A 26,836-nucleotide genomic window follows, 5' to 3' on the forward strand; every position below is an offset into this window, starting at 1 on the left:
AGTTGTCAGTTCTATAATCCTCTCTGGCCTCCAGCATCCATCTAATCTACTAAATCGGAGGAATTCAAATGACTAATCTTCAAAAAGAAACACTTCTATTGCACGGTGGACAAACGCCTGATCCAGTGACAGGATCTAGAGCAGTACCTATTTACAAAACAACCTCATATGTATTTCAAAACACAGAGCATGCACAAAATCTATTTGCCTTGAAAGAGACTGGTAATATCTATTCCAGAATCACAAACCCAACAGTAGATGTTTTTGAACAAAGAATTGCATTACTGGAAGGAGGAACAGCAGCAGTAGCACTTTCCTCAGGAGCAGCAGCCATAGCATTTTCTATTTTGAACATTGCTGGAGCTGGAGATGAAATTATAGCTGCTGAAAACTTATACGGAGGAACTTTTAATCTATTTGCACATACACTCCCACGTTATGGGATTACAGTAAAATTCGTAGATTCCTCTGACCCAGAAAATTTCCGTAAAGCTGTTACAGAGAAAACGAAAGGCTTCTTTGCAGAAATCATTGGAAATCCAAGCTTAAATGTTCTAGACGTAGAAGCTGTTTCAAAAATTTCCAATGAAGTAGGAGTTCCATTATTAGTAGATAACACATTTGCTACACCTTTTGGTTCAAATCCTATAGAGTATGGAGCTAACGTTGTTATACATTCTGCAACGAAATGGATTGGAGGCCATGGGACAACAATTGGTGGTGTAGTAGTAGACGGAGGGAATTTCAATTGGAACTCCGATAAATTTCCGGGATTTACAGAGCCTGATGTTACTTATCATGGGCTACGTTATGGAATCGACGTACCAAATGTGGCATTTGCAATTAAGCTAAGAGTTCAGTTGCTTCGGGATTTTGGTCCTACTCTTAGCCCAGAGGCAGCATTTTCCTTTCTTCAAGGACTAGAAACACTTCACTTAAGAGTGCCAAAACATAACGAAAATGCACAGAAGATTGCAGAGTACTTAAATGCAAATGAGGAAGTGTCATGGGTTAACTACTTAGGGCTTGAAAACCATCCAACGCACGAGCTGGCTAAAAAGTATTTAAAAAATGGCTTCGGTTCTATTCTGACATTTGGAGTGAAGGGAGGCAGAGAAGCAGGCAGACAAATTATTGATAATATTGAAATTTGGTCTCATGTTGCTAATGTAGGAGACGCAAAATCCTTAATTATCCACCCGGCTTCTACTACTCACCAACAGCTTACTCCAGAGGATTTAGAAAAAACAGGCGTTACAGAGGACCTAATCCGCTTGTCTGTTGGCTTGGAGGCAGTTGAAGACTTACAAAATGCACTCGAAAAAGTACTTTTGAGAAAAACAAATGTCCTCTCTAGGTAGAATTATATTGTATAATGAATAAAAATAGTCTACAATATGTAAAATAGTCAATAAATTTATTGAAATATTACACAAGTGCGATTATTTATATTCAATTGTACAGATTCATTTTGGAGGAGACAGCATGGCAAAAATAAAAGCAGCGATTTTAGGGTTTGGAACAGTCGGCCAAGGGATTTATCATATCGTAAATGAAAAAAGAGAAGACTTAAAAAAGTCATTAGGGTTGGATATTGAGATTTGTGCAATCCTGATAAATAATTTAGCAAAAGAAAGACCTGAAACTCCAGGAGTTTTGGTAACAGACGACTTTGAGGATATTGAGAATATTCCTGGACTCCAGGTAGTTTTTGAGGCAATTGTCAACGAAGAGCCCGCATATAGCTATTTATGCAGAGCGATTGACAAAGGTTGTCACGTGATTACTGCAAATAAAGTCATGTTCTCTAAATATAGTATTCCCTTACAGGAGCGCGCAAAATCACGAGGTGTATTTGTAGGCTATGAGGCTACTACAGCTGGTGGGGTGCCAATTATCAAGACTCTAAAAAACCTGCTTCAAGTAAACTCTGTGAAGAAAATTCAAGGAATATTGAATGGAACATCCAACTATATTTTGACGCAAATGCGTATAGAGGATTCGCCATTTGAGGATGCCTTAAAAGAAGCACAGCTGCTTGGATATGCAGAGGCTGATCCTTACAACGATATATCTGGTCAGGATGCATTTCGCAAGCTAATGATCTTAAGCGCATTGGCATTTGGAAAACAGCCAGATTGGGACGATGTACGTGTAGTAGGAATCGATGAAATTACATTAGAGGATGTACGTGAAGCTAAGGACAAAGGTCTTCGTTATCGTCATGTAGCAGAAATTGAACAGGATGAAAATGGAGAGTTATATGCATCAGTAGGACCTCAGCTGGTAGGAGCAGATCATCCGTTGTATGCAATCGAAGGAGTAAATAATGCTGTTTCTCTTGATACTAACTATATTGGGACACTTACACTAGTAGGTCCTGGAGCGGGGATGTATCCTACTGCTAGTGTGATGGTTGAGGACTACGCAGAGATTATCGGTAAGAGAGCAGGCTTTTTTATTACAATATAAAATCAAAAAGGACAATTTCCCTTCGGAAAAAGTCCTTTTTGTTTGATATGCTTAAATTGGCTAGTCCTCGTCCTTCACATCAATGTCCTCTGGAATTGGAGTATTGCGCCACTCATCAATTTGGCGTTTTAATTCTTCCACTTGCTCTAAATGGGTTTCGAACTGTGCACTATTGACAACATATTGCTCTCCGTCAAAGACAGCACGTATTTTTTTATCGGCGATATACCTTTTGACTTGTTCAAGTGGCATCGACAAGAAGTCAGCTGTTTCTTCTACTGTCATGTACATGGTACAAATCCCTCCTACGTCTTTATTAGTATAATGGAGACAAGGAGGTAACTCAATGTCCTCACATAGAAAATAGTTGTAGTAGAAAGGATGAAAAGAGTGGCTGTTATACCATACATATTCGTATTACTGGGAGCGATGCTTTGGGGAACGACAGGAACGGCTCAAACATTTTTACCAGATAATGCCCATCCCTTTATTATTAGCGCTGGACGATCGGCAACCGGAGGCATTCCCCTATTAATCATTATGATTTTACTAAAAAAGTTAAAGCTTCGCACTTGGCCTTGGAAACAGACAATATATGCCGCTATTTGCATATCCTTGTTTCAGCTTTTGTTTTTTTCATCCGTACGATTAACCGGTGTTGCCATTGCCAGTGTAGTTGCTATCGGAAGTGCGCCTGTTTTCTCTGGCATGGTTGAATGGATTTTCTTGAAAATGAGACCCACAAAAGTGTGGGGTTTCTCTACTGGACTAGCAATTGTTGGCTGTCTGTTTTTATTTTTGACGAAGGGTGAAGTAACAATCGATCCGGTAGGTATTTTATATTCACTAGTTGCCGGGCTTATATTTGCTTTTTATACGCTTACGAGCAAGTCCCTTTTACAAAAAGAAGAAGCCATCCCTGTAGTGGCAGTGACGTTCTCACTAAGTGCGTTGCTGTTAACGCCATTTTTCTTTATCTATGACATAAGCTGGCTAGCTGATCCAGGTAACGTGGGAATCATCGTCTATTTAGGCTTGGCTACAACGAGTGTGGCGTATGTTTTGTATGGGTGGGGTCTTCGGAAGATACCAGCATCCTCTGCATTGACACTATCGCTAGCAGAGCCAACCACAGCTGCACTGCTTGGTGTAGTCGTAGTGGGAGAAATTTTAGGGTTTACATCGTGGATAGGAATTGGTTTGTTGCTTGGAAGTATCGTCATTTTAACTTTGGGTAGTAGACGCTAGCCTGTCCCTGTGTCACACACAATTTCCACACAATTCATGACTGGAAGCAGCAATCTGAAATAAAGTCTCATTGATTGCGACAATCCTACGCTCGTTTACTACAATGGAGCTTTGCTTTACGACAATCAACCGGTATTTTACTACAATCCCTAACCAAATTGGTTTCCTGAACAAAGATTACGACAATCCTGTGCTCGTTTACTACAATGGAGCTCTACTTTACGACAATCAACCGGTATTTTACTACAATCCCTAACCAAATTGGTTTCCTGAACAAAGATTACGACAATCCTGCGCTCGTTTACTACAATGGAGCTTTGCTTTACGACAATCAACCGGTATTTTACTACAATCCCTAACCAAATTGGTTTCCTGAACAAAGATTACGACAATCCTGTGCTCGTTTACTACAATGGAGCTCTACTTTACGACAATCAACCGGTATTTTACTACAATCCCTAACCAAATTGGTTTCCTGAACAAAGATTACGACAATCCTGTGCTCGTTTACTACAATGAAGCTCTACTTTACGACAATCAGCCGGTATTTTACTACAATCCAGCAGTAGAGCATCCTTTCGAAAGCAATTAGGGACTGCATTTTTGTGTGGAAGATAATTTGTACATTCTAACCTTGGGACTTCAAAATGTATGGGGAAAAGGTAAAAGAGGACGGCTTGTTGAAGAATAAGTAAGAATGGAAATCTTTTAATAGAAATCTGTAAGTGAGGTGAAAAGATGAAGGAAATAATTGTGTCTATTATTTATTTTATAGCGTCCATTGCTTTCTTTCTTCACTTCTTTTATGATTCCAGCAAATATTTAAGGATTGATCCAACTCTACACTTTTTATCGATTTACATTCCGTTAATTTTATTATCGTATGTTCAAATTTATATTATTTGGATGGATGAAAGAGAAAAATTCTTTAAAACGACAGGATTGTGCTTATTAGGTATTGTTTGTATTACTTTGATGTATGAAATAGTTAAGCCTAATTATACGTATGAAGAAGCAAAGCAAATAGTAGCGAAGGAGTATGACGTAGAGGTCCAAGAGAGTTTTCTAACTACTATACCTCAAGCGGAGACAGGTAAAGAGAATTATCGTATGAATGTTATTCAGGATTCCAATGAAATTGTTGTAATCTTTAACCCATATACAAGGAAAATACTGTTTTTAAATTAACAAGCTGTTTCGAGCAAGAGTCGAAGCAGCTTTTATTAATATGTACGTTTTCAAAACGTGCTGTATAGGTGCCTCGTCTATTATTAAAAGGGGTAGGAAGGGGGATAGAATTTGGACAGTTATTTAGAAGAACAGAGGTTTCAGCAGGTAATGCAGGAGCATATGGATTATCTGCTTAAGCTTGCTTACTTATATGTAAAGGAGTGGCCTGCAGCAGAAGATATTGTTCAAGAGGTTTTTTTGACCTTCTATCAGAAATTCGAGCAGTTTGAAGAACGAGCATCTTTGAAGACATACCTTGCACGAATAACCATTAACAGATGTAAGGATTATTTGAAGAGCTGGCGATATCGAACTCATACATTAACTAATTCATTTAAATCACCAACTAAAAGGTCTCGAAATGTCATGATAGAAAGTGATGAAAAATTAGAACTGGCAGAAGCAGTGCTAGAGCTCCCATTGAAATATCGTGAAGTGATCATACACTATTATTTTGAAGAGTTATCAGTCCTGGAGGTTTCTCAGCTGTTAATCATTTCAGATAGTACCGTAAAGACAAGGCTCAGAAAAGCTAGGTCACTATTGAAGGAAAAACTAAAGGATGGGGAATGGGAGGTGCTTGTAAATGAATGATATTAAACAACAGCTGCTGTTGAAAATAGGGAACACCTCCGAACGTGGTGATAGAGTGAAGGAGCAGATTCAAAAGAAAAAAGGGAACCACATAAAAAGAAAGTCGGAGCGTTTGGCTAGCTATACAGCTATAGCAGCTTTTACAGGTTTGATAGCTGTTGCTTGCTTCATACTAGTCCCAAACCTTCTCCAAGAAAAGCCGTTCCAACCTGCAGAGGAACCGCCAACCACTGTGGTCCCTCCCTTGGAAGAACCAAATCATGAAGAAGATCTTACATTGCTATTAAAAGAATATTTTCCGGTCAATAGCAAGTCTACTTTTGATGGTGGTTATGAGGATAGCGGTTCTACTATTGAAACAACTTGGCTCAACGTAGATTATGTTCAGCAAATAGTGAGTAATACAGGGGCAGCGTTCGAAAACATTTATCGGATTAAGGACAATAAGGTAGAGCTCGTTTACAGAGAAATGCTAGAGGGCGTCTCGCCAACGAATATGACATTCAAAGAGTTAGAGTCCTTGCCTACCATAGAGCTGATACTAGAAGCTCCATTTGAAGTGGGAGATCCATATGGGTATGGAGGTACCCTTGGTGAAGGGGTTATTGTTTCCTTAGAGGAAGAGATTACAACTCCTTTAGGTACCTTGAACAACGTGATGGTTGTAGAGACAAGTGCGGATGCGTATCGAGCTAGAAGCTACTATGCTCCTGGATATGGATATATAAAAGGGGTATCTGAATACTGGGATGAAGAAAAAGGCGATTATATTATTGGGGTAACAGAGGAAATAAAAGAATATACGTATGCAACAGAGTCAAAAGATGATAGAAATAAAGCAACTCCCGATACATTTGAGAAAACTAAAGCATTTAATTACAAACCAACTTTCCACTCTCCATGGATTCCTTCACCCAACGGTACATATCGTGCCACAATAGAAGGACGTGGAGAACAGGCTGGAGAAGAGGGCATCGGTACTTTAGTTATCGAAAACATGAATGCAAAGGATTCATTTATCTTTAAATTACTGGAGGAAGAACCTTACAGGCAATACACACCGAAAGAAGTGGCTTGGATTGATGAAAGTCGACTATTTGTTATAATCGGCTACGCGTACGGGATGATAACTGCTGGTGGCAAGCTGTATGTGTTAGACATAGAGAGGAATGAAATGAAGCCAATTATCACAGATTTAACTAACAAAGAAGAAGTTATGTCTATAAAGGTGAACAACGATGATACTTTCACATATCAATTACATGTATATGATACAGATGCAATGGAAGGCTCAGAAAGCCATGTGGAAGAAAATACACTACCATTACCAAAGCCTGGAGAGAGGGAGTAATTACCCTCTCTTTTTTATTCTGCCTTGTTAGAATGGGGGAGGTTATCGAGCTTTCTAGAAATCTCTCTTAATAATTCATTACGCTCTTTATTCGAAAGTACTAATGTAATGATAAACCAAATAACAAAACACCAGAATGCAAAGAAAAGAATTAAAGGGATAATTGCAATAAACGTGTTCATCAATCAAATTTCTCCTTTCTTATTATAATTGGTTACTTAAATGCTCATGAATGAGTTTCCAATCTCCTTCATTCTTTACGAATACATTTGTAGCTCTGCCTTCACCATTAACATACTCACCATTTACGTACCCTTCATAAAAATAGGTATAGATACATGTCGCTGAGTCTTCACCTTGATGGAGCCAATGGACATTCCGAGCCTCATAGTTTTCATCTTTTACAACCGTCCAAGCGTTTTCAAAGTTATTCTGTATCTCTTGATGAGTAGTACAGGTTTGATCGGAGAAAAAGTAAACGGCATTGTTGTGCAATACTTTACGGACCTGTTCAAAGTCATGCGTGTTCGTGGCTGCTATATACGTATTTAGAATTTCCATGATTATCCTCCGACAGTTTACTTATTTTTATAATAAAGAAGTTGTTTGTAGAAAACAAATGGTATTTGGCAACCTAAAAAGAGCTTCCCTAAAATGGTAGCTCTTTTATTTATGTCTATTGATAGAGGCTTATGACCTCTTCTTTTAAAATCCTAGAACAGCCCTCACCTCAGCCATATAAGATTGGCTAATCGGCAATTCTGTATCATCGGTTAATACAACTAATAAATTGGAGGAAAAGTCTCGAATGATTCGATCAATAAATGAGATATTAACGATATAAGAACGATGTATTCTTATGAAATTATCAGGCAATTTTCTTTGAAGATCCTTTAAAGGGAGAGTCGTTTTGTAAGCGTCACCCTCTGCATAAAACCAAATCTTTTTTTGCAAGCTTTCCAGGTATTCTATTTTTTCAATAGGTACAGGCTTCCACTCTTCTTCTTTTTTTCCTGTAAGAAATCGAACCAGGGATTGCTTTGGAACAGCATGCTTTGGTGGGAGGATAACAACTAATACAGCATTTTCGCCATTAATTTCGATAGGATAGCCTACTCCGTAGTAAGGGATTTGAAACAAATTATCGTCTAATACAGCTTCTGTTCGACAGCCATTTTTAAAAACTAAATCAGCAATACTTCCTGGCTGAACCTTCTGTCCTTCCTGCAATTGTAGGTCATGCTCACCTGCATAATAATAGATGTACTGGTCTTTAACGGCAATTGCAATGGAAGCCTCTTTAGGAATCCATTCTTCTAATAGATTGCTATACCTCTTTAATTGGTCTTTCGTTATTTCCATTCATACACCTCCAAGTTCTTTTTTTACCATTCGTCTGCCTTATTTCTTGTTCGTCCTTGAAAAAAAGTATCTTATCCAAAAACCGATACAGAATAAACCATTCTGTTATATATTAGATTACAAGAAAAGGCACTGTTATGATACAGTAAAAAAGACATATTTTTAATTATCAAAAAATTGTGGAGAGGTGTGTTGAATAATGACAAACAGACAACAGCAAGTAGAAGAGCTTAGAAAGCAATGGGAAGAGGATAACCGTTGGAAGGGAATAGAACGTCCTTATACTCCTGAAGAGGTTATTAAGTTACGTGGATCACTACAAATCGAGCATACATTAGCGCGCAAGGGAGCAGAACGTCTATGGAATTCCCTTCATAAAGAAGATTTTATAAATGCCTTAGGAGCTCTAACTGGAAACCAGGCAGTACAGCAGGTAAAAGCAGGACTACAAGCGATTTACTTGAGTGGCTGGCAGGTAGCAGCTGATGCAAACCTTTCCGGTCAAATGTACCCAGACCAAAGTCTTTACCCGGCAAACAGCGTTCCAGCAGTAGTGAAGCGTATTAACCAAGCACTTCAGCGTGCAGACCAAATTGACCAAGCTGAAGGTCGTGAGGATGAGTTTGACTGGTTCGCACCGATTGTGGCAGACGCTGAAGCAGGTTTTGGTGGCCCACTGAACGTATTTGAGCTAATTAAAGGAATGATTGAAGCAGGAGCAGCTGGCGTTCACTTAGAAGACCAGCTAGCATCAGAAAAGAAGTGCGGTCATCTTGGAGGTAAAGTACTTCTTCCAACACAAAATGCTATCCGTAACCTAGTGGCAGCTCGTTTAGCAGCTGACGTATCTGGCGTCCCTACCGTTTTAATCGCACGTACGGATGCAGACGCTGCAGACATGGTGACAAGTGATATTGATCCACGTGACCATGAATTTATTACGGGAGAAAGAACTCCAGAAGGCTTCTATCGTACGAAGGCTGGTATAGAACAAGCAATCGCTCGTGGAATGGCTTATGCTCCATATGCAGATCTAGTATGGTGCGAAACCTCCCACCCGAGCCTAGAGGAAGCAAAGCAATTTGCGGATGCAATTCATGCTCAATATCCAGATAAAATGCTTGCATACAACTGTTCTCCATCATTTAACTGGAAGGCAAACTTAGATGAAGAGACGATTGCTAAGTATCAAGTAGAGCTAGGTAAGATGGGCTACAAGTTCCAATTCGTTACACTTGCTGGATTCCATTCATTGAACCACAGCATGTTTGAGCTTGCTCATGAGTACAAAACGAAAGGGATGGCTGCATACTCCAAATTGCAACAGGCAGAGTTTGCGAACGAATCAAAGGGGTATACTGCTACCAAACATCAGCGTGAGGTTGGTACTGGATACTTTGATGAGGTTTCTCAAGTCGTTTCCGGTGGTACTTCCTCTACGACTGCCATGAAAGGTTCAACTGAAACAGCACAATTTGCTTGATCATTGAAGAAATGGGAGGGTAAAGGAATGGAACAAATAACTGAAAAAAAGATTGAAATTGTTGGTAATGATGTGGAAGGAATACATGAGATTCTAACACCAGAAGCATTGGAATTCGTCGCTTCTCTTCATCAAACATTTGATGATCGACGAAAGGATTTGCTCATTGCTCGGAGAGATCGCCAGGAAAGACTAGATAATGGAGAAAAATTAGATTTTCTTACAGAAACAAAGCATATTCGAGAAGGGGACTGGACAATAGCTCCACTCCCTAAGGATTTACAGGATAGAAGGGTAGAGATTACTGGACCAGTCAATCGAAAGATGGTTATTAATGCCCTAAATTCTGGAGCAAAAGCATTCATGGCCTGCTTTGAGGATGCAACATCTCCTACATGGGAGAATATGATTGAAGGCCAGATTAATATGAGAGACGCAGTAAGAAAGACAATTTCTTATACGCAACCTGAGACTGGAAAAAGTTATCACTTAAAGGATGAAACAGCAGTGTTATTAGTTCGTCCTCGTGGCCTCCATCTGATGGAGAAGAATATTCATATAGATGGTAAGCCGATTTCTGGTAGCTTCTTTGACTTTGGATTATATTTTTTCCACAACGCGAAAGAGGCAATCGAACGTGGAACAGGACCATATTTTTATCTGCCAAAGCTAGAAAGTCATCTAGAGGCAAGACTGTGGAATGATATCTTTATCTTTGCGCAGGAGAAGCTAGGTATTCCACAAGGAACTATAAAAGCAACGGTATTGATAGAAACAATTATGGCTGCCTTTGAAATGGATGAGATTTTATACGAATTAAAAGATCATTCTGCAGGCTTAAATTGTGGACGCTGGGATTATATTTTTAGCTATATCAAACGTCTTCGCAACCAACCAGAGGTCATTTTACCTGACCGCGGCCAGGTGACCATGACGTCACCATTTATGAGAGCGTATACACAGCTTTGTATTCAAACCTGTCATAAACGTAATGCTTCAGCTATCGGGGGAATGGCAGCTCAAATTCCTATTAAGAATGATGAGGAAGCAAACGAGGCGGCATTTGCAAAGGTTCGAGAAGACAAAAGAAGAGAGGCTTCGGATGGACACGATGGAACTTGGGTAGCACACCCTGGACTTGTACCAGTTGCTTGGGAGCAATTCGACGAGTATATGCCAACGCCTAACCAAATCCACCGTAAACGAGAGGATGTTCAGGTAACTGCAGACAACCTTCTCGAAGTCCCAGCTGGAACAATCACCGAAGAAGGACTCCGTCTAAACTGTAGCGTTGGAGTTCAATACATTGCTTCATGGCTACGAGGCAACGGGGCTGCACCTATTAACAACCTGATGGAGGATGCAGCGACTGCAGAAATTTCTCGTACACAGGTATGGCAATGGGTTCGACATCCAGAAGGAAAGCTAGAGGACGGGCGAAAAATTACAATGCCACTTGTAGAGCAGGTATTAACAGAGGAGCTAGGGAAGTTAAAAGCTGACTTCGGTAATGACATCTATTTGAACGGTAGATATATGGAAGCAGCAGAGCTATTTTTGACATTAGTGAAAGAGGATAACTTCATTGAATTTTTAACTATTCCAGGCTATGCAAAATTATAGGAGGTGATTGGAATGAATAAGCCAACGAGTGAAAAAAATCCAAAGATTTGTCGCGAATGTGGATGCGTCATCCAAGAGCAAGTCGAATCTCCATTATTTGAATGTGAACGCTGTCTGAATGATAGAAGTGAATAAACTAGAAAAAGAGCTTGGAGGTGATCCAAGCTCTTTTGTTTTATTAATTTGGTTTTGTATATTGCTCATCGCGTGTGAATGTGGATACAGCTCCCATATGTGACAGTTCAACAGGTGTACCATCTTCTTTAACAAAATCAATTTCTTCTAATTTAGGGTAGTTTTCAAAGTAAGAATGGAGGACTTTGCCTAAAAATAGGTATTCTCCAGCAGTTCCTTGAACATTTTCAGTAGCCTTATCCATTACTAAAACTAGTTTTTTCTCGTCATTCTCAAAACGATATTCTAGTAATCCTACATTTGTTGTGTCAATTTCTTCAAATATTTGCTTCACTTTATCTCCAGATGGATCAATTTCCACCTCGTAAGGCTCTACAAATTCTGCATTAGCATCTTCTTTGTATAAAGTAATTTTACCATTTTCACCAGCAGGAGGAGCATTTTCTTCTGCTTGTTCAGTTCCAGCCCATTCGTAATTTGTTTCCACTTTTTGTTCGCTCAGTTCAGATGCCAAAGACCAAACAACTAGCTTATACTTTCCAGCAGGTACATCTGCAAGCTCGTTTTCTAAATCTAGGTTAACGGAAATCTCTTCGTTAGGCTGTATTTTCTTTTCTTGAATTGCTTGTGTAAAATTTTTATTGGCAGAATACGTATAAATAACATTTTTATCCTGGTCTAGTAGTTGGTACTCCACTTCTTGACCACTTGGAAAGGTTAATGTCATTTCTTCCTTGGTAGGGTTTTTGATAAGGAGATTTGCTTCTCCAGTAGCATCCACCTTTAATTGAGTAGTAATTTTCGCCTCTGTTTCTTGCTCTCCACTGCCTGTTGTAGGGTCATCGTTATTATTACTAGTACCGCAGCCTGCAAGGAATAAGATCGTAAAAATAGTTAACATACTCCAAAGCATTTTTTTCATCTTGTTCACTCCTTTAGAATATTAGACCGTTTTTGTTCCAGAAAGTTTCAGATATACGAAAAAGTGATAGTTAAGTTGCCTTAATAGGATTATAATGGAATTTAAATGTGTTATAAATACTTTATTTCTTACTGTATCCTGGACTTGTTGTTTAAAGTCTTTGAAAGTAAGTATTTACCTCTAATAATTAAATAAATGATTTCTACTCGGACGGATTTTCGTGGGTTGCCCAATATGATATTTTCCGTCTTACAAATCAAATATAGATTCTAAATTTATCTGTGAAACGCTATTACGTAATTGAGCCCCTTATATGGCATTTGATGAAAAAGAATATCATTACTTACATAATCATATGCATAACTTAACAAAGGATCTTTCCCTTTACTAGTATAGACTTTTAAGAAGGAGCTGGACCACTATATCGAAAAATTATACTCGATCACTAAATGTTATCCCCGTGATTATTACTATCGTATTTTATCTTCTAGTACTAGGTTTATTCCTTCGAGACGCTATAGATGGTATCTCGTATTTAGTTTTACTGCTCCTTAGTTTATTTATGCTAATTATCTCCATCTTCATATTTCGAAGAAAACAGAAGACCAAAAAACAACTTACTATTGCTCTAGCTATCCTATTGCTTCTATTTTGTTATGAGCTTCCGCTTCTAGGGTTCGTTACAAAAACATACGTAGCAAACTTATATGTAGAACCAAGACAGACAGTAGAAGGTTCAGGAATCTTTATAGTTTCTGTTTCTTACAAGCCTCTAGATAACATGAAAAGCCAACAGGAGGTCCGGAAGTATTTAAGAAATCACCCTGATCTAGAGGTTATAAACGTTGCTAAAATAACGAATGAAATTCTTTACGAAAATAAGAACAGGACAATATTTGAGTGGCTACAACTTAAAAAAACGCCGAAGGAAGAGATGAGAGAGAACTTAAAACTGTACTTTGGTAAAGAAGAAGCAAGGCTTACAGAATATTTCAAGCATGATAAAGCGATAGGAGACAGTGCAGGGCTAAGCTTGCTGTTAACTGAGCTCATTATAAAAGGTGAACTACAAAATGATTTACGTTTGGCTATTACAGGTGCCATTGATGCAGAGGGAAATGTTTTAGCTATTGGAGGCTTGAGAGAAAAGCTGCAAAATGTTAACAAATATGGTTTTCCTTTTATTATTATACCGAGCGAAAACGCAAAAGAAGCAGAGACCCTTCAAAGAGAGTTAAAGTTAAATATTGAAGTTTTTGATGTCGAGCATGTTGAGGAAGCAATTGAAGTAATTAATGATTTGAACGAAAAATATAAAAAGTAGATTGATAGGAACTTTAAATTATTTAGGAACGCCCATAGTGGCGTTTTTTTCTTTACAAAATTTCATTTCCCTAAAATTTCAAGTTGTAAAAACAAACAAATGTTCGTATACTAAAAAGTAATAGGAGGGAACGAATGTGCGCATAATAATTTTGAAGTCAATGAAAGCCAATCAGTTATCTGAAATGATTTACATGAAACACAATGGTGAAATCAGTAAGAGACGAGTTAAGGTGCTAAGTGTCTCTAAGGAATCCTTTCAGGCTTATTGCTTTTTAAGAGGTACGAAAAGGATCTTTAAAATAGAAAATGTGCTAGCATTTGTTCCCATTCTTCAAAAGGAACGTGAGGTTATATGAATATTCATGATAAGTTTTTTGAAGGGATTAAAAAATCTAAATATCCTTTAGATCCTCGCCGAAATATTAAATGGGGGACATCTATGATGCTTCCAGAACATGTCTCACTACTTCGTGAGTATTATGAAGAGGTAAAGAAAGAGCCTAAGCCAGTATTGACAGAATACGATTATGTCATGATATCAGAGACGCTTGAGTTAGCCTATACGTCTAAAGGTGATACGAAGATCAAACGCTGGAAAAATGGTCACTATATTTATAACAGGGGTACTATTGAAGAAATAGATGCAAAGCATAGGACAATTCATCTTCACGATCCATTTTATTTAATACCTATTAAGCTAGAAGAAATTGTAGATATAACAATTATGGACTAAGGAGTGACTAATCATGAGCAAAACGAAGGAACAATTAGAGCTAGATCAATTAGTAAATGAATTATTTGAAAATTATTCTGGTGAAGTAGTGAATTCTTATATAGAGCGGATTAGCGATATAAGTTACCAGGACATTGACCTAGAGCTTTGCACTAGTATAGAAGAAACGTGTAATGAATCCACCAACCTGTAAAAAGGTAGGTGGATTTTTTTAATAGTGAGTGCAAAAGAAAATACTCTATTCTATTTTGAATGTACTTTATTATGCCGATAATTTAGTTAAGCTTACAAAACCTTAGAGTGCAACAATATATAAATAAACCAAGCTTTGTTAAAGTTATTGGTTGATTTTGACAAACAATTCTTTTTTATAGTGACTGTAAACATTAAAAAAGGAACTTTCAAATGGCTATTAAGAACATAAATAGATGATGAAATTGGGATTGGGATTGGGTACAGTTTTTCGGCTTTGTTTATGCGAGTAAATTTATAAGCAATTTATCGATGCATTAAAGCTGTTCCCATTTATTGATTGGAGCGCCAGACGGCTACTCCTACGGGATGAGTGAGACAGATAAGACATACATCCACGCGCGTAAGCGATGGGTGATGGCTTATCGCTCACCCCGAAGAAAGCTTCCGGCTGGTGCGGTGATCAATTCTACTCTCTGACTTAAAGATTTCTTTTTCTATGCATCATAAATCAACCCTACTCTTTAACATAGCCATAAACAAAATAATTTCTTAAGATTTTCTTCAGAATTATACTGCTGGAATGTTAAGAAATGAAGGTTACAATAAGAATCATAAGAAAGCAAACGTGAGGAGGTAGCAAGAGATGCCTGAGTTTACTGTACTAGTGACGGATGATGATCAAGACATTCGAGATGGAATAGAGATCTATTTAAAAAATGAAGGCTACCGTGTGTTGAAGGCAGGAAATGGGATAGAGGCACTGGAGTTGCTAGAGGAAAACGAGGTTCATGTCATTGTATTAGATATCATGATGCCTCAAATGGATGGAATTTCTGCTACTTTTAAAATTCGAGAGCAAAGAAATATACCAATTATTATGTTAAGTGCTAAAGCAGAGGATTCAGATAAAATTCACGGTTTGTCTGTAGGTGCAGATGATTATGTAACGAAGCCATTTCATCCTATGGAACTTGTAGCCAGAGTTAAGTCACAGCTCAGAAGATACACAAAGCTAGGGACGTATCTGGGCAGGCAAGCGGTGATAGAAGTGGATGGTCTTATTTTAAATCAGGAGGCAAAGGAGCTTTCTGTAGAAGGAGAAGCGGTAAAGCTAACCCCAATTGAATATAAAATAACAGAACTGTTAATGACCAATGCAGGAAGAGTTTTTTCTATTCACGATATTTATGAACGAGTATGGAATGAACCAGCATACAACGCGGAGAATATTGTGGCTGTTCATATTCGTAAAATACGAGAAAAAATTGAGGCAGATCCTAAAAATCCAAGATACTTAAAGGTGGTGTGGGGAGTTGGCTATAAAATCGACAAGTAAATGGAGTTTTCTTTTTTCTATAGGCGCTATTCTTTGCGGAGCAATTTGTTTATTTTATTGTACATCTCAGCTCATTCCCATCATGGAGATTAGCAGAACCTTTACAGACATTGTTGAATTAATGAAAGGAGGAGCAAGATGAAGCGCCCTCTAGGAAAAGTAATTTTATTGAGTGTGTTGGTAGTGATAGCCGTTGGTGCGTTCATTACTCTTACAAATTTAGGTAGAGAGTATATAGGGAAAAACTATTTCGATAGTTCTAGCTTTCAACAAGAATTAGATGAGTTTGAATCTGCGCTTGTTCCGTTAGCGTTGGCTGTCCCAGATATAGAAGCAGTAAAGAAAAATATAGTAGTTACCTCTAGTGAAATTGAAGAGCATCGTAATCGTTATGGAAATTTGGAGGATCAAATATATTCTATTGAGAGTAACTATGAGGATAGGATAGATTCTGTAACTACGACAGAGACATCTGCCGAGGGTGATGCAGCACAGGAGAAGGATGTACAAAACACAGTTAGGGAGAGTCTCATAGCAGAACGAGATGCTAAGATAGCGGACATTAAAAAGAATTTTGAAAGCGATGAATACGTAGAAGAAAAAATACGAAAAGAAAAAGAAGAAGAAGTGGATGCTTATTTCCAAAACGTAGCTAAAGCAAAAAACCATTTATTAAATGAGAAAGATGATTTTAACTACGAGTTAAAAAATGTAGAAACCGGAGAGGTATTCACAAACGGAACAATCGGAAAGAAAATGGCGTTTAAGAAAGTGTACTCTAGTGATAATGGCTATTTAAAGGAGCCTAACACGTATTCACCAGCAATTAATGAAGATTATTACGACGGCACTTATAGGGATCTAAGTGACACTCTTGGAAGTCGATATACTCGCTTTGAAGGTACCATTGCCATATCAGAAGCAAGTATGCTTAGTGGAAATAGATCGTATGAGTACAATTACTTTAAAACACGACAGCTAATTTTTTATAGTGTCATTGTAGTAGGGATTCTTTCAGCAGTATTGTTTGTGTTTCAATGGAGAAAGAATCGTAAATCTTTCATTTTTGAAAAAGGAAGAGCAAAATATGAAAGCTTGCCAATTGATGTTCAGATAGTATTAATCTTTGTTAGTGGATTCCTAGCAATTTTATTTACTGAGGAAGCTATACTGTCAGTTTTCCATTATGGAGGATATGATATACCAATCGGTGGATTTATTATTGCGGTTATCTTAACAGCAGCAACTCTCTATCAAATTCCGTGGCTAAAAGAATCGTTAAGTACAGCTGACTGGAAAAACAGTCTTACAGTTCATGGGATTAAATCGTTAGAAGGGTTTTTCCTAAATCGATCCATTGGAGTACAAACAATTATTATGCTAATTGTAGTATTTTTCTGGGGGGTAGGTACGGTCTTAATCGCAAATGTTCCGGAACTAATCATATTATGGATTCCTTGTACTTTATTTATAGGTATCCCTGTTCTATTTATTTTATTATCTAGAATGGCTTATTTGAATCGTATTATTGGGAAAACCGAAGAGATGGTCAAGGGCAATGATGGTTCTGAAATTAAGGTGAAGGGAAGATCACCGATTGCTAAGCTTGCATCGAATGTAAATGACTTAAGGGGACGCGTACAAACTTCACAAATAGAGCAAGTGAAAAGTGAGCGCCTAAAAACGGAGCTAATTACTAATGTAAGCCATGATTTAAGAACGCCATTGACCTCTATTATTACGTACACGGATCTTTTGAAAAATCCCGATATTACGGAGGAAGAGCGAGCTTCGTATATAGCGATTTTAGATAAGAAATCATTACGGCTAAAAACATTGATTGAGGATTTATTTGAGGTATCTAAAATGGCCTCAGGAAATATGGAGTTAGACAAACGTAAGGTCGATTTAACTCAGCTTTTGCAGCAGGCAGTTGCTGAACATCAAGAGGATATCGATAAGTCTGGACTTGACTACCGAGTGACTATCGGCACAAAACCAATTATGTCCTATGTAGATGGTCAGAAGTGGTGGAGAGTACTAGATAACCTAATTATAAATACATTGAAGTATTCTCTGCTTAATACAAGAGTATATATAAACTTAGACCAATCAGATGGCCACGCAGTATTTGTGTTTAAAAATATCGCGAAATATGAGCTGGGCGATGATGTGGCAGAGCTTACGGAGAGATTTAAGCGTGCAGACACATCCCGTCACACAGAGGGCTCTGGACTAGGCCTTGCCATTGCTCAATCTATTGTAGACTTACATGGAGGAAGCCTGGTAACCGAAGTAGACGGAGATCTGTTTAAAGTAACTGTGAAAATACCAGTTATTTAATAAGAAAATCGAAAACCCTTCCCTTGTGGAAGGGTTTTTTGTTGTGAAGGGATTGGGTCTTAGTTAGGAGGATACTCTGTTGCGTGTTTTTAGTAAACGAGCGGCTGATTGTTGTAATCGATAGTCGGGAAGAGAGTTTGGCCATTGATTGTAGTAAAAAACTAGGTGATTGTCGTAAAGTAGAGCTCGATTGTAGTAAACGAGCGGCTGATTGTTGTAATCGATGGTCGGGAAGAGAGTTTGGTCATTGATTGTAGTAAAAAACTAGTTGATTGTCGTAAAGTAGAGCGTGATTGTAGTAAACGAGCGGCTGATTGTTGTAATCGATGGTTGGGAAGAGAGTTTGGTCATTGATTGTAGTAAAAAACTAGGTGATTGTCGTAAAGTAGAGCGTGATTGTAGTAAACGAGCGTCTGATTGTTGTAATCGATAGATGGGAAGAGAGTTTGGTCATTGATTGTAGTAAAAAACTAGTTGATTGTCGTAAAGTAGAGCGTGATTGTAGTAAACGAGCGTCTGATTGTTGTAATCGATAGATGGGAAGAGAGTTTGGTCATTGATTGTAGTAAAAAACTAGTTGATTGTCGTAAAGTGGAGCTTGATTGTAGTAAACGAGCGGCTGATTGTTGTAATCCATCTCCGGGAGGAGACTCAGGCCGGGATTGGTTTAAACTAGTGACTTGCTATGTCGAACCTCTCCTAGTTACTGAACGGCATACCTAGTCCTCGCTCAAACTACTGCTCGTTCGTGAATCTTTATTTCTTTTGAATGACGTAGTAACGACTTTTCGTATTATTGATGGGAAATAATCTAGAGTTCCTTAATAAGTATGAAGCAGCATGCTTGTCTTTTAGGTTTAAAAATTCCATGCACTCTTTATTGGAGATTGTTTCTTTATATAGATAAAACCAATCTTCCAAGCCATCATGTTGCATTATTTTTTTTAATGTACCACATGATGGGCAATTGCCTTCTACAAATTGAAAGCATTTTCCACATAGCAAACCTTTCTTAATGTCCTGAAGGTCTAAGGGATGGATATGAGATAGAGGTTTTGGTATGAACTCGGTAGCGTGCAACGTTAAATAATTTAATAGATGTTTAAATTTATTTACGGACAGGACATCAGGGAGAATGTGTAGGGAATTTATAGAAGTTGCAATATCACAGCCCATGACGGCTTTCACTAATTTAGGGGGCTGGATAACGATGGTCTTCGTGGAAGCAAAAACAATAAAACTTTTCACAGGAAGCTGAATTTTGAGGGAGTTTAATAGGAATGTTAGCTTTTGGGCGTGTCGTATGATCTGTTGCTCAGGACATTTAAAGGCAGTGGTTTCACCGTCGATTTCACGTATAAGTTGTTCAGGGTTTCTTTGAAAAGAGATTTTTCCTCGAATATTTTTGATTTCTAGGAGGGCTAAATATTTTGGAGTGAGGATTATGGTATCTAATTGAAGGTAGCTCGAGTCAGAAATGGGAAGGTGAAGATCCTTTAAAATAGCGTAATGCTTAGAAAACGGGATTTGTTTTAAAAAGTTATCAACGTATGTTTCGCCAGCGTAGCCTGCTTCCAGACTATAAATGCGATTTTCTAGAAGGGGAGTAAGCGAATGTTGATTAGGAAGTCGATGAATAGATCGTTTGTAAACTTCAATTGTTTTAGGAATGCCACGGGGTTGGTCTATAGTAATCTCTCCTTTTTTTAAAACATATCACTTCGTATAATAGAAAACAAGTATCAGGAGACAGAATTTTCCCATAAATGATATACTCAAAGTAAAGGGGGGAGTACAATAGAATCTTTATACCAACTAAACTTTGCAAGAATCTACACACTTGGCAGAATCAAACAATGCCGAGAAGATGAATGGGATGTAAAGCCTAAAGGATTCTCTAACACCATTCGATGGAATGTCGGACATGTCTTTGTACAAATGGAGATTTTAGTTCAAAAAGCAATCCCTGCCTACCAAATAGTACATCCAGAATGGATACCTTTTTTTGCACCAGGCACAGATCCGGAAGATTGGCAGGAGATCCCTCCTTCAAAAGAAGAACTAGTAGTTAGTTTAAAAGACCAGTTAGACCGTGTGTTAGCACTTTTAGCACCAAAACTACAAGATTATTTAATAGATACGTTAGAGATAGGAAATCTACATAGCATGGAAACTGTAGAGGCAATTGTACAATTCATTGTTTGGCATGAAGGGGTACATGCAGGAATCATTCATTCGATCAATCAAGCAAATATGGAGTAACAGATGAAAATATATATTGTGGGTTCTGTAGGAAGTGGAAAAACAACACTAGGTCGACAGTTAGCAGAGTATTATAGCATACCTCATTTTGAAACAGATAACTTTGTTTGGACCAGACGCCCTGAGGGGGACATTAGAAATTCTGTGGAAAAACGAGACGATTTACTTAAAAGTGCAATTCAATTGGAGCAGTGGGTAATCGAAGGAGTTCATATAGATTGGACGGACCCTGGTTTAGAGGCATCCGATTATATTTTATTTCTAGATATTCCAGTAGCTATAAGACATTGGCGAATTGTAAAGAGGTTTACTCGTCAAGCACTTGGATTGGAAAAGGCTAACTACCAGCCAACCTTTTCTATATTTCTAAAAATGTTTCAATGGACGAGGTACTTTGAAAAACAAATGAAACCTGAATTTCTTAAGAAGTTTAATACGTATGATAATAAAGTAGCACTACTATCAACAAGTGATTTCCGAAAAATAATAGCATTGTTTTAAATACGCTAAAACATCAAAAAGAGATGACCCTTAGATGGTTAGGATCATCTCCTTTTCTTTAATGCTTCTAGCTCTTTAATCACTTGGTCTAATTTTTTTTCTATTTGAGAGAGCTGCAGTTTCTGATTGTTCTTAGAGTTTTTTTCAGATTTCTTTTCTTCTAAGGATTCTTGGAGGGTGATACCTTCTCCAATAGTACCAATGAGGAAACCTAATGTGATGACGACAGAGCCCAAGAAGTCCACGGTAGCGCCAAGGTTAGGTTGCTCACTAGGTTTGTCGTTGTTATTAGGAGTCATATGTTGTCTATCATCCTTTGGCTGTCTTTTCATTAGCATATGATAGCCGAGGAGGTTTGGTTATTTTTTTGTAGAGACTAACTTATGCTCGTAAGCATATATAACAGCTTGAGTACGATCATTTACCTCCAACTTAGATAAGATGTTGCTGACATGCGTTTTTGCTGTTTTGAGCGCAATAAATAAAGTATCGGCAATATCCTGATTTGTTTTGCCCTCGGCTATGAGAAGAAGCACTTCTAGTTCACGATCAGTCAAATCCTCATGTAATGAACGACCAGATCCTTGTCGCATTCGTAACATCATCTTGTTAGTGACCTCTGGCTCTAAAACGGCATTTCCATTTAAAGTTTTACGAATTGAATCAGCAATATGTGAGGCTTTGGACGTTTTTAAGAGATAGCTGATCGCTCCTGCTTCCAAAGCAGGATACACCTTGTCATCATCGATAAAGCTAGTGACCACCATCACTTTAGCTTCAGGCCATTTTTTAATAATTTCCCGAGTAGCCTCTGCCCCGTTCATAATAGGCATGACCATATCCATTAAAATAATGTCAGGTCGATGCTTGAGAGCCAAGTCGACTGCCTCTAGTCCATTTACTGCCTCTGCTACAACCTCCATATCTGGTTGAGCCTGTAAGTAAGCTGAAACGCCGATACGGACCATCTCATGGTCATCGGCTAGCAAAATGCGAATCATTCTATTCACTCCTCCGTGGCCTTTTTAATATCTATATTTATAGGCTGGACTACTGGTCTTTCAATAGGCAGCTTCACTTCTACAATTGTTCCTTGAGAGGGAACGGATACGACTTTGCATGTAGCACCAATCTCGACGGCTCGTTCTCGAACACTTTGAATTCCATAAGAGCCATTTTTACCTTCCCCTACTTCAAAACCAACACCATTATCCTGGACACGGAAAATAGCGAGATTGTCTCTTTCAACGAAGAGAATGTCTACTTCAGTTGCTTTAGCGTGTCTTAGTGTATTTGATAAGGTTTCCTGTGCGATTCGGAATAAATGATCCTCGGCGCCCTTAGACAAGGAAACCTCCTCTAATCGGTAGTGTATGGTAAAAAACACTTTCTCTTGAAGCTCCTGAAGTAACTCCTCTAAGCCTTCCTTTAAGGTTTTATTGTGTAAAGCTGCTGGGCGTAGGTGGAGAAGTAGCGCGCGCATTTCTAATTGAGCCTGCTGTACAATTTTCTCTGTTTGCATCAAGGTTTTTGGGACTTCTCCATTTTTAGATTCCTCTATTTCTACCATGGTAGATAGAAGCATGGATGCTGCAAAAAGCTGCTGGGATACGGAATCATGAAGCTCTCTAGCCAATCTTTGTCTTTCTTGGACTAGTCTTTCCTGAATAATTCTGTCCTGTGTTTCAGCCTTTTCATTTGTTATACGCTGTAATGTTTTTCGTTGGGTCAGGATTAGCTGTTCTAGTTGAGTAACAGTTGCCTGCATTCTTTTGGTTTGTGTATACTTTTTCTTGCTCGTTTCAAACGTTTCTGCAAGTAATGGGCGTAAGCTCGTTTCTATTTTCTTTTCTTGACCGCGCACCTTTTGAAGTGTGTTCAATGAAAATCCGAAGCTTATAAAAGCTAGCACAATTATTATCCACACGCCTAGAGGTATTTGTGCATATGTCTGGTTTAACAATGACCACCAAGCTTCGTCATTTGGCCATCCCCAGACAACATATAAAAGTAACACAATAATACTAACTAGATAGAAAAAGAGGGAGATTCCTTGACCTAGAAATATTTTCATTTTCGGATCACCTCAACATCACCAATCCACGTGGATACAGTTATCAGTAGCTCTGCTGGATGAGAAACCTCCTCCAGGTAACCGTCCTTTACAAGGACAGTCTGGTTCCATAGACGCTGAACCCCGCGGGAAAGAATACGTGCTTCACCAATTACGGTAGTGTAATGTATGCGAACTGGAATCTCGTATGGAACATGTATAGTAACCTTCCCTAAAGATTGTCGAATGGAAATAAGGGAGGTGCCTTTTGGTAGCACTGTCTCAGTGACATCAATTACATAGTCTCCGTAAAAGCTTTGCACGTGTACATCCTGCCACTCATAGGCTTGAAATGGCGTTGATTGTGATGAAAATAGCTTGTTTTGGATTATACTATTTGGTGTTTCTTCATATACCTTGCCAAACGGTTTAATCACTTGGCTAATAGGTTCGTTTTTCCAAAGCTTATAAAGGGAATAGACAAGGATAGCTACTAAAAACAATCGTAGGCTCCACATAGAAAAGATGGCTAAAATCAGAAATATAAAGCCTAGCCAGAACATATATTTCGATTGCTTCCGTAAGCTAAAGTACATCATTCCTATGCCAAGAAGGACTAATATAATATTGCCGTTCCCAAATATAGTAGCTTCTATAAAAATGAGAAAAACAAAACAAATAAGAAAAAAAGCTAGCTTGTTTGTTTGGTTTTCTTTCATGCTTGTATTCTCCCTTCTTCGCATAGTAATGCATGAGAAGGAGAAGGCGTTTGCCTTCCCCTCATTGGTCCTATAAAATGGACAACCTTTTACTATATATTACACAATTTCTGCCTTTGGTTGTTCGTTTTTTTCTAATTGTTCTAAACGTTGCTCCATGGAAGTGATTTCATGCTCTTTTTCAATTTTTTGTCCAAGGCGTTCGATATATTGTTCCATGTCTTGAAAAGTACCGAATCCTTTCTGCTTTTCTTCAGGCTTTAACAATTGATCCATTTGGTGGTGGGCACGAGTAACATTTTCTTTGCCCATCAGCTGCAGTTGGCGGACCTTCATATCCTTCACTTTGTGCTTCATCTCTTCATATTTGCGCTCTAACCCGAAAAGCTCCTCCATAGTTTGATGAATGCTAGTCTGTAAAGTTGTTGCACGTTCGTTGTAGGCATCAACCTCTGCCTGTGCAAAGGAAATTAAATCTTCTTCGCCTGAAGCATTAGCTAGTTCGACTTGGTTTTTGCGTTTTTCAGCCATCTGTAATGTTTCAGCCAATTCTTTTTCCAGCTCTTGCTTTAATTTCCCTTGGCGCTCTAGCCATTTACCGGTTTGTTCTGTTTGTTTCTCTGCTTCTCGAATGTATTGATTGAGCATAGCGATTGGATTCTTTTCTTCTTTTTTATCAAATAGTTGGTGTAGATCTGCCTTAACTGAATACTTTAATCGTTGTAGTAATGATGTCATGTTTGTTTCCTCCTTATTTATTAAGTTCGTTCCACTGTGTTTCAAAATTAACGAATGGATCATCTTTTTTTTGTAAAGATAGTGAAAGATCTTCCTTATTCCAAGTTTTCCAGATGAAGTATAAAGCTACGATTGATAAGATACCAACAAATCCTGGTATATTAGAAATCGCTGTCAATAAACCAATAATACCGACTGTTGCCCAAAAGATTTTTAGTAGGCTTGAATCGCTTTTTAAGTAGAAATGTACACCTGCCATGACGAACAATGCGGATATCCCTAATCCTAATAACGGACCAAGATTCACCAATGCTGCAATTCCTGCAATTATCCCAAGTGTAACTAAACCAAATTTTTTCATATATTTGTTCCTCCTCTCGTCTGTATCTATAGCTTACCAACTCCTTATGTTTTGCTAAACGGGCTTAAACATGATTTTCTCCTCGGTCTTAAGGCTGAGAAGGAGTAAATTACGCAAATCTGCTATACTAATGGGAAAAGACAAAATGGAGAACTCAAATGAAAAAAAATGGCTTTATAACGTTAGCGATCCTTATTTATTCCGCAATTGTTTTTTATTTTGGCTGGAGTGTGTGGACATGGTTAGAAGCTTTCTTCTCAATTAATCTGGGGCTTTTCATGGGGATTTGGTTTTTAGTTGCTTATGCAATTATTATTGCAAGACTTGACCACAGACTAAGAACTTTTAGTATAATAGGTTCTTATTGGCTTATAATCATGCAGTATGGAATTCTTTTATTCCCGATTGCAAGTATACTTGTGTGGATTTTCCCAGAGTATTTAAAGCCGATTGGTGGAATCGTTTTGCTAATCTTTGTTTTGATCATGTTGCTTGGAACATATAATGCCTTCTCACCAGTAGTCCGAAATCTTACTATTACCATGCCTAAAAAGGGTGCAGCAGTGGACAAGTTGAAAGTGGTGGTTGCATCTGACTTTCACCTGGGTCTGTTATCCAATAAAGTGCATTTACAAAGATTTGTAAAAAAATCAAATGAACAAGATCCAGATTTGGTATTACTAGTTGGAGATATAGTGGACGATGACCCAATATGGTTTGTAAAAAAGGGTATGTCCGAGGTGATGAAGCAGCTTCAATCTACGTATGGTAATTATGGGGTGCTAGGAAACCATGAATACTATGGGAAGAAAATTCCATTACTTGTGGAGGAAATGGAAGCTTCTAATGTAAAGATGTTATTAGATGAAACAATCATGGTGGCAGACACGTTCTATTTGACAGGACGTGAGGACTTAACTAATAGAAATAGAAAAGAACTATCCGAACTGGCACCAAAACAAAACAATTTGCCATGGCTTGTAATGGATCATACACCGTCTAATTTACTCATCCCTGAGAGGGAGAAGGTAGACTTTCACGTGTCGGGTCATACCCATCGTGGTCAAATGTGGCCAAATCATTTGTTTACCCAAAGAATTTTTGAGCTAGATTACGGGTATAGGAAAAAAGGAAATATGCATGCGATTGTATCTTCCGGATTTGGATTTTGGGGACCTCCAATTCGATTAGGTAGTCAATCAGAGTTATGGTCGGTAGAGATTAAGTTAGAGGATGTGTAAGTATAATGGAAGCATGGGTTACAGACTGGATGAACCAGTTTGGATATTTTGGCGTATTTTTATTAATATTGTTAGAGAACGTATTCCCGCCGATACCTTCAGAGGTTATTTTAACGCTTGGAGGATTTATGACAACTACAACTTCGATGACCAAGGTAGGTGTTATTCTAGCAGCTACTGCGGGGTCGGTAATTGGGGCGACAATTCTTTATGGGATTGGTCTATTACTAGATGTAGAGCGTTTAGAAAAGATTGTGAACAAGTACGGTAAATTCTTGAGACTTACTATAAAAGATATTCATAAGGCGGATGCCTGGTTCGACAAATATGGCGTTTGGGCTGTATTTTTTGGTCGACTAATTCCATTGGTTAGAAGTCTTATTTCTATTCCAGCAGGGATGTCAAATATGAAATTTTGGCTATTCCTTCTATTTACTACACTAGGTACACTTATTTGGAATACAGTTTTAGTTTCTGTAGGTTCTGCAGTAGGTGAAAACTGGGAAGATATCGTAGGGTATATGGATATCTACTCGAACATAGTTTATGTGCTTATAGCAATAGTAGGGATTGCATTTTTAGTATGGTATTTTAAAAAACGTGACTAA

Annotated in this window: 31 protein-coding genes; 19 read left to right on the top strand and 12 right to left on the bottom strand. The window is 38.2% G+C overall.

Annotated elements, in window-relative coordinates; translation table 11 throughout:
- Positions 1–68: 68 nt before the first annotated feature.
- Positions 69–1,361 carry a PLP-dependent transferase gene (locus NSQ95_RS01025; protein WP_342560133.1) on the top strand — a complete coding sequence of 431 codons (1,293 nt, stop codon included), beginning with the start codon at positions 69–71 and terminating at the stop codon, positions 1,359–1,361.
- A 124-nt stretch (positions 1,362–1,485) separates the two neighbouring features.
- On the top strand, positions 1,486–2,472 hold the full coding sequence (locus NSQ95_RS01030) for a homoserine dehydrogenase (protein ID WP_340886431.1): 987 nt from the start codon (positions 1,486–1,488) through the stop codon (positions 2,470–2,472).
- Positions 2,473–2,532: 60 nt separating this feature from the next.
- Here the strand turns inward: NSQ95_RS01030 and NSQ95_RS01035 are convergent, their stop codons facing one another.
- Positions 2,533–2,763, bottom strand: a complete 231-nt coding sequence (locus tag NSQ95_RS01035; RefSeq protein WP_169359239.1) for an excisionase family DNA-binding protein — start codon at positions 2,761–2,763, stop codon at positions 2,533–2,535.
- Between the two features lie 90 nt (positions 2,764–2,853).
- Between NSQ95_RS01035 and NSQ95_RS01040 the strand changes: the two genes are divergently transcribed.
- The 4 genes from NSQ95_RS01040 (at position 2,854) to NSQ95_RS01055 (ending at position 6,895) form a co-directional block, all read left to right on the top strand.
- Positions 2,854–3,720: an EamA family transporter gene (locus NSQ95_RS01040; protein ID WP_342560134.1), complete on the top strand. Its 867-nt coding sequence runs from the start codon at positions 2,854–2,856 to the stop codon at positions 3,718–3,720.
- A gap of 738 nt (positions 3,721–4,458) precedes the next feature.
- Entirely contained in the window at positions 4,459–4,908 is a 450-nt protein-coding gene (locus NSQ95_RS01045; protein ID WP_340886436.1) for a hypothetical protein, read from the top strand.
- 111 nt (positions 4,909–5,019) lie between these two features.
- Positions 5,020–5,544: a sigma-70 family RNA polymerase sigma factor gene (locus tag NSQ95_RS01050; RefSeq protein WP_340886440.1), complete on the top strand. Its 525-nt coding sequence runs from the start codon at positions 5,020–5,022 to the stop codon at positions 5,542–5,544.
- On the top strand, positions 5,537–6,895 hold the full coding sequence (locus tag NSQ95_RS01055; RefSeq protein ID WP_342560135.1) for a DUF4652 domain-containing protein: 1,359 nt from the start codon (positions 5,537–5,539) through the stop codon (positions 6,893–6,895). The genes NSQ95_RS01050 and NSQ95_RS01055 overlap by 8 nt, the downstream gene beginning before the upstream one ends.
- A 14-nt stretch (positions 6,896–6,909) precedes the next feature.
- On the opposite strand, the gene NSQ95_RS01060 is transcribed toward NSQ95_RS01055, so the two are convergent.
- From NSQ95_RS01060 to NSQ95_RS01070, 3 genes are all read right to left on the bottom strand, one after another.
- Positions 6,910–7,080, bottom strand: a complete 171-nt coding sequence (locus NSQ95_RS01060; protein ID WP_298469496.1) for a hypothetical protein — start codon at positions 7,078–7,080, stop codon at positions 6,910–6,912.
- A 19-nt stretch (positions 7,081–7,099) separates the two neighbouring features.
- Entirely contained in the window at positions 7,100–7,456 is a 357-nt protein-coding gene (locus NSQ95_RS01065; RefSeq protein ID WP_342560136.1) for a nuclear transport factor 2 family protein, read from the bottom strand.
- Between the two features lie 144 nt (positions 7,457–7,600).
- Positions 7,601–8,257, bottom strand: coding sequence for a LytTR family DNA-binding domain-containing protein (locus NSQ95_RS01070; protein WP_340886449.1), 657 nt, complete (start codon positions 8,255–8,257; stop codon positions 7,601–7,603).
- Between the two features lie 199 nt (positions 8,258–8,456).
- Between NSQ95_RS01070 and aceA the strand changes: the two genes are divergently transcribed.
- Genes aceA through NSQ95_RS01085 form a run of 3 tightly spaced genes read left to right on the top strand, consistent with a single transcriptional unit; the run spans position 8,457 to position 11,498 of the window.
- Positions 8,457–9,740: an isocitrate lyase gene (gene aceA / locus NSQ95_RS01075; RefSeq protein WP_342560137.1), complete on the top strand. Its 1,284-nt coding sequence runs from the start codon at positions 8,457–8,459 to the stop codon at positions 9,738–9,740.
- Positions 9,741–9,767: 27 nt separating this feature from the next.
- Positions 9,768–11,363, top strand: coding sequence for a malate synthase A (gene aceB, locus NSQ95_RS01080; RefSeq protein ID WP_340886452.1), 1,596 nt, complete (start codon positions 9,768–9,770; stop codon positions 11,361–11,363).
- 12 nt (positions 11,364–11,375) lie between these two features.
- Positions 11,376–11,498, top strand: a complete 123-nt coding sequence (locus tag NSQ95_RS01085; RefSeq protein ID WP_205964027.1) for a YhfH family protein — start codon at positions 11,376–11,378, stop codon at positions 11,496–11,498.
- 43 nt (positions 11,499–11,541) lie between these two features.
- On the opposite strand, the gene NSQ95_RS01090 is transcribed toward NSQ95_RS01085, so the two are convergent.
- The gene (locus tag NSQ95_RS01090) at positions 11,542–12,420 is read right to left on the bottom strand and encodes a BsuPI-related putative proteinase inhibitor (protein WP_340886456.1); all 879 of its coding nucleotides are present in this window, start codon (positions 12,418–12,420) and stop codon (positions 11,542–11,544) included.
- Positions 12,421–12,880: 460 nt separating this feature from the next.
- Here NSQ95_RS01090 and NSQ95_RS01095 point away from each other — a divergent pair, with 460 nt between their 5' ends.
- From NSQ95_RS01095 to NSQ95_RS01120, 6 genes are all read left to right on the top strand, one after another.
- Positions 12,881–13,744 (top strand): S16 family serine protease, encoded by an 864-nt coding sequence (locus NSQ95_RS01095; protein WP_340886458.1) that lies wholly within the window; start codon positions 12,881–12,883, stop codon positions 13,742–13,744.
- A 136-nt stretch (positions 13,745–13,880) separates the two neighbouring features.
- The gene (locus NSQ95_RS01100) at positions 13,881–14,102 is read left to right on the top strand and encodes a transcriptional regulator (RefSeq protein ID WP_340886461.1); all 222 of its coding nucleotides are present in this window, start codon (positions 13,881–13,883) and stop codon (positions 14,100–14,102) included.
- 83 nt (positions 14,103–14,185) lie between these two features.
- Positions 14,186–14,479: a YolD-like family protein gene (locus NSQ95_RS01105; RefSeq protein ID WP_340886463.1), complete on the top strand. Its 294-nt coding sequence runs from the start codon at positions 14,186–14,188 to the stop codon at positions 14,477–14,479.
- A gap of 13 nt (positions 14,480–14,492) precedes the next feature.
- Complete coding sequence (locus NSQ95_RS01110) at positions 14,493–14,672, top strand: hypothetical protein (protein ID WP_340886466.1); 180 nt, start codon at positions 14,493–14,495, stop codon at positions 14,670–14,672.
- A 645-nt stretch (positions 14,673–15,317) separates the two neighbouring features.
- A complete protein-coding gene (locus NSQ95_RS01115; RefSeq protein ID WP_340886468.1) occupies positions 15,318–16,010 on the top strand; it encodes a response regulator transcription factor in 693 nt (230 codons plus the stop codon).
- A 138-nt stretch (positions 16,011–16,148) separates the two neighbouring features.
- A complete protein-coding gene (locus tag NSQ95_RS01120; RefSeq protein ID WP_342560138.1) occupies positions 16,149–18,353 on the top strand; it encodes a HAMP domain-containing sensor histidine kinase in 2,205 nt (734 codons plus the stop codon).
- A gap of 756 nt (positions 18,354–19,109) precedes the next feature.
- Here NSQ95_RS01120 and NSQ95_RS01125 read toward each other — a convergent pair.
- Entirely contained in the window at positions 19,110–20,048 is a 939-nt protein-coding gene (locus NSQ95_RS01125; RefSeq protein WP_342560776.1) for a nuclease-related domain-containing protein, read from the bottom strand.
- Positions 20,049–20,150: 102 nt separating this feature from the next.
- Between NSQ95_RS01125 and NSQ95_RS01130 the strand changes: the two genes are divergently transcribed.
- On the top strand, positions 20,151–20,615 hold the full coding sequence (locus NSQ95_RS01130) for a DinB family protein (protein WP_342560777.1): 465 nt from the start codon (positions 20,151–20,153) through the stop codon (positions 20,613–20,615).
- A gap of 3 nt (positions 20,616–20,618) precedes the next feature.
- A complete protein-coding gene (locus NSQ95_RS01135) occupies positions 20,619–21,116 on the top strand; it encodes a DNA topology modulation protein FlaR (RefSeq protein ID WP_342560139.1) in 498 nt (165 codons plus the stop codon).
- Positions 21,117–21,160: 44 nt separating this feature from the next.
- Here NSQ95_RS01135 and NSQ95_RS01140 read toward each other — a convergent pair whose 3' ends face one another.
- The 6 genes from NSQ95_RS01140 to NSQ95_RS01165 all read right to left on the bottom strand — a co-directional run bounded on the left by NSQ95_RS01140 (position 21,161) and on the right by NSQ95_RS01165 (position 24,987).
- A complete protein-coding gene (locus tag NSQ95_RS01140; RefSeq protein WP_169360876.1) occupies positions 21,161–21,415 on the bottom strand; it encodes a hypothetical protein in 255 nt (84 codons plus the stop codon).
- A gap of 60 nt (positions 21,416–21,475) precedes the next feature.
- Positions 21,476–22,117, bottom strand: coding sequence for a response regulator transcription factor (locus NSQ95_RS01145; RefSeq protein ID WP_340886478.1), 642 nt, complete (start codon positions 22,115–22,117; stop codon positions 21,476–21,478).
- Positions 22,118–22,122: 5 nt separating this feature from the next.
- Positions 22,123–23,190, bottom strand: coding sequence for a sensor histidine kinase (locus NSQ95_RS01150; RefSeq protein ID WP_340886481.1), 1,068 nt, complete (start codon positions 23,188–23,190; stop codon positions 22,123–22,125).
- Positions 23,187–23,888 carry a cell wall-active antibiotics response protein LiaF gene (liaF, locus tag NSQ95_RS01155; RefSeq protein ID WP_340886482.1) on the bottom strand — a complete coding sequence of 234 codons (702 nt, stop codon included), beginning with the start codon at positions 23,886–23,888 and terminating at the stop codon, positions 23,187–23,189. Before liaF ends, NSQ95_RS01150 begins: the two co-directional genes overlap by 4 nt.
- A gap of 99 nt (positions 23,889–23,987) precedes the next feature.
- On the bottom strand, positions 23,988–24,626 hold the full coding sequence (locus tag NSQ95_RS01160; RefSeq protein WP_340886484.1) for a PspA/IM30 family protein: 639 nt from the start codon (positions 24,624–24,626) through the stop codon (positions 23,988–23,990).
- A gap of 13 nt (positions 24,627–24,639) precedes the next feature.
- Positions 24,640–24,987 carry an ABC transporter permease gene (locus NSQ95_RS01165; RefSeq protein WP_340886486.1) on the bottom strand — a complete coding sequence of 116 codons (348 nt, stop codon included), beginning with the start codon at positions 24,985–24,987 and terminating at the stop codon, positions 24,640–24,642.
- Between the two features lie 158 nt (positions 24,988–25,145).
- On the opposite strand from NSQ95_RS01165, the gene NSQ95_RS01170 reads away from it, so the two are divergent.
- Positions 25,146–26,228, top strand: a complete 1,083-nt coding sequence (locus NSQ95_RS01170; RefSeq protein ID WP_340886487.1) for a metallophosphoesterase — start codon at positions 25,146–25,148, stop codon at positions 26,226–26,228.
- A gap of 5 nt (positions 26,229–26,233) precedes the next feature.
- Entirely contained in the window at positions 26,234–26,836 is a 603-nt protein-coding gene (locus NSQ95_RS01175; RefSeq protein ID WP_340886489.1) for a DedA family protein, read from the top strand.

The organism is Psychrobacillus sp. FSL W7-1457 (assembly GCF_038593405.1).
GTDB lineage: Bacteria > Bacillota > Bacilli > Bacillales_A > Planococcaceae > Psychrobacillus.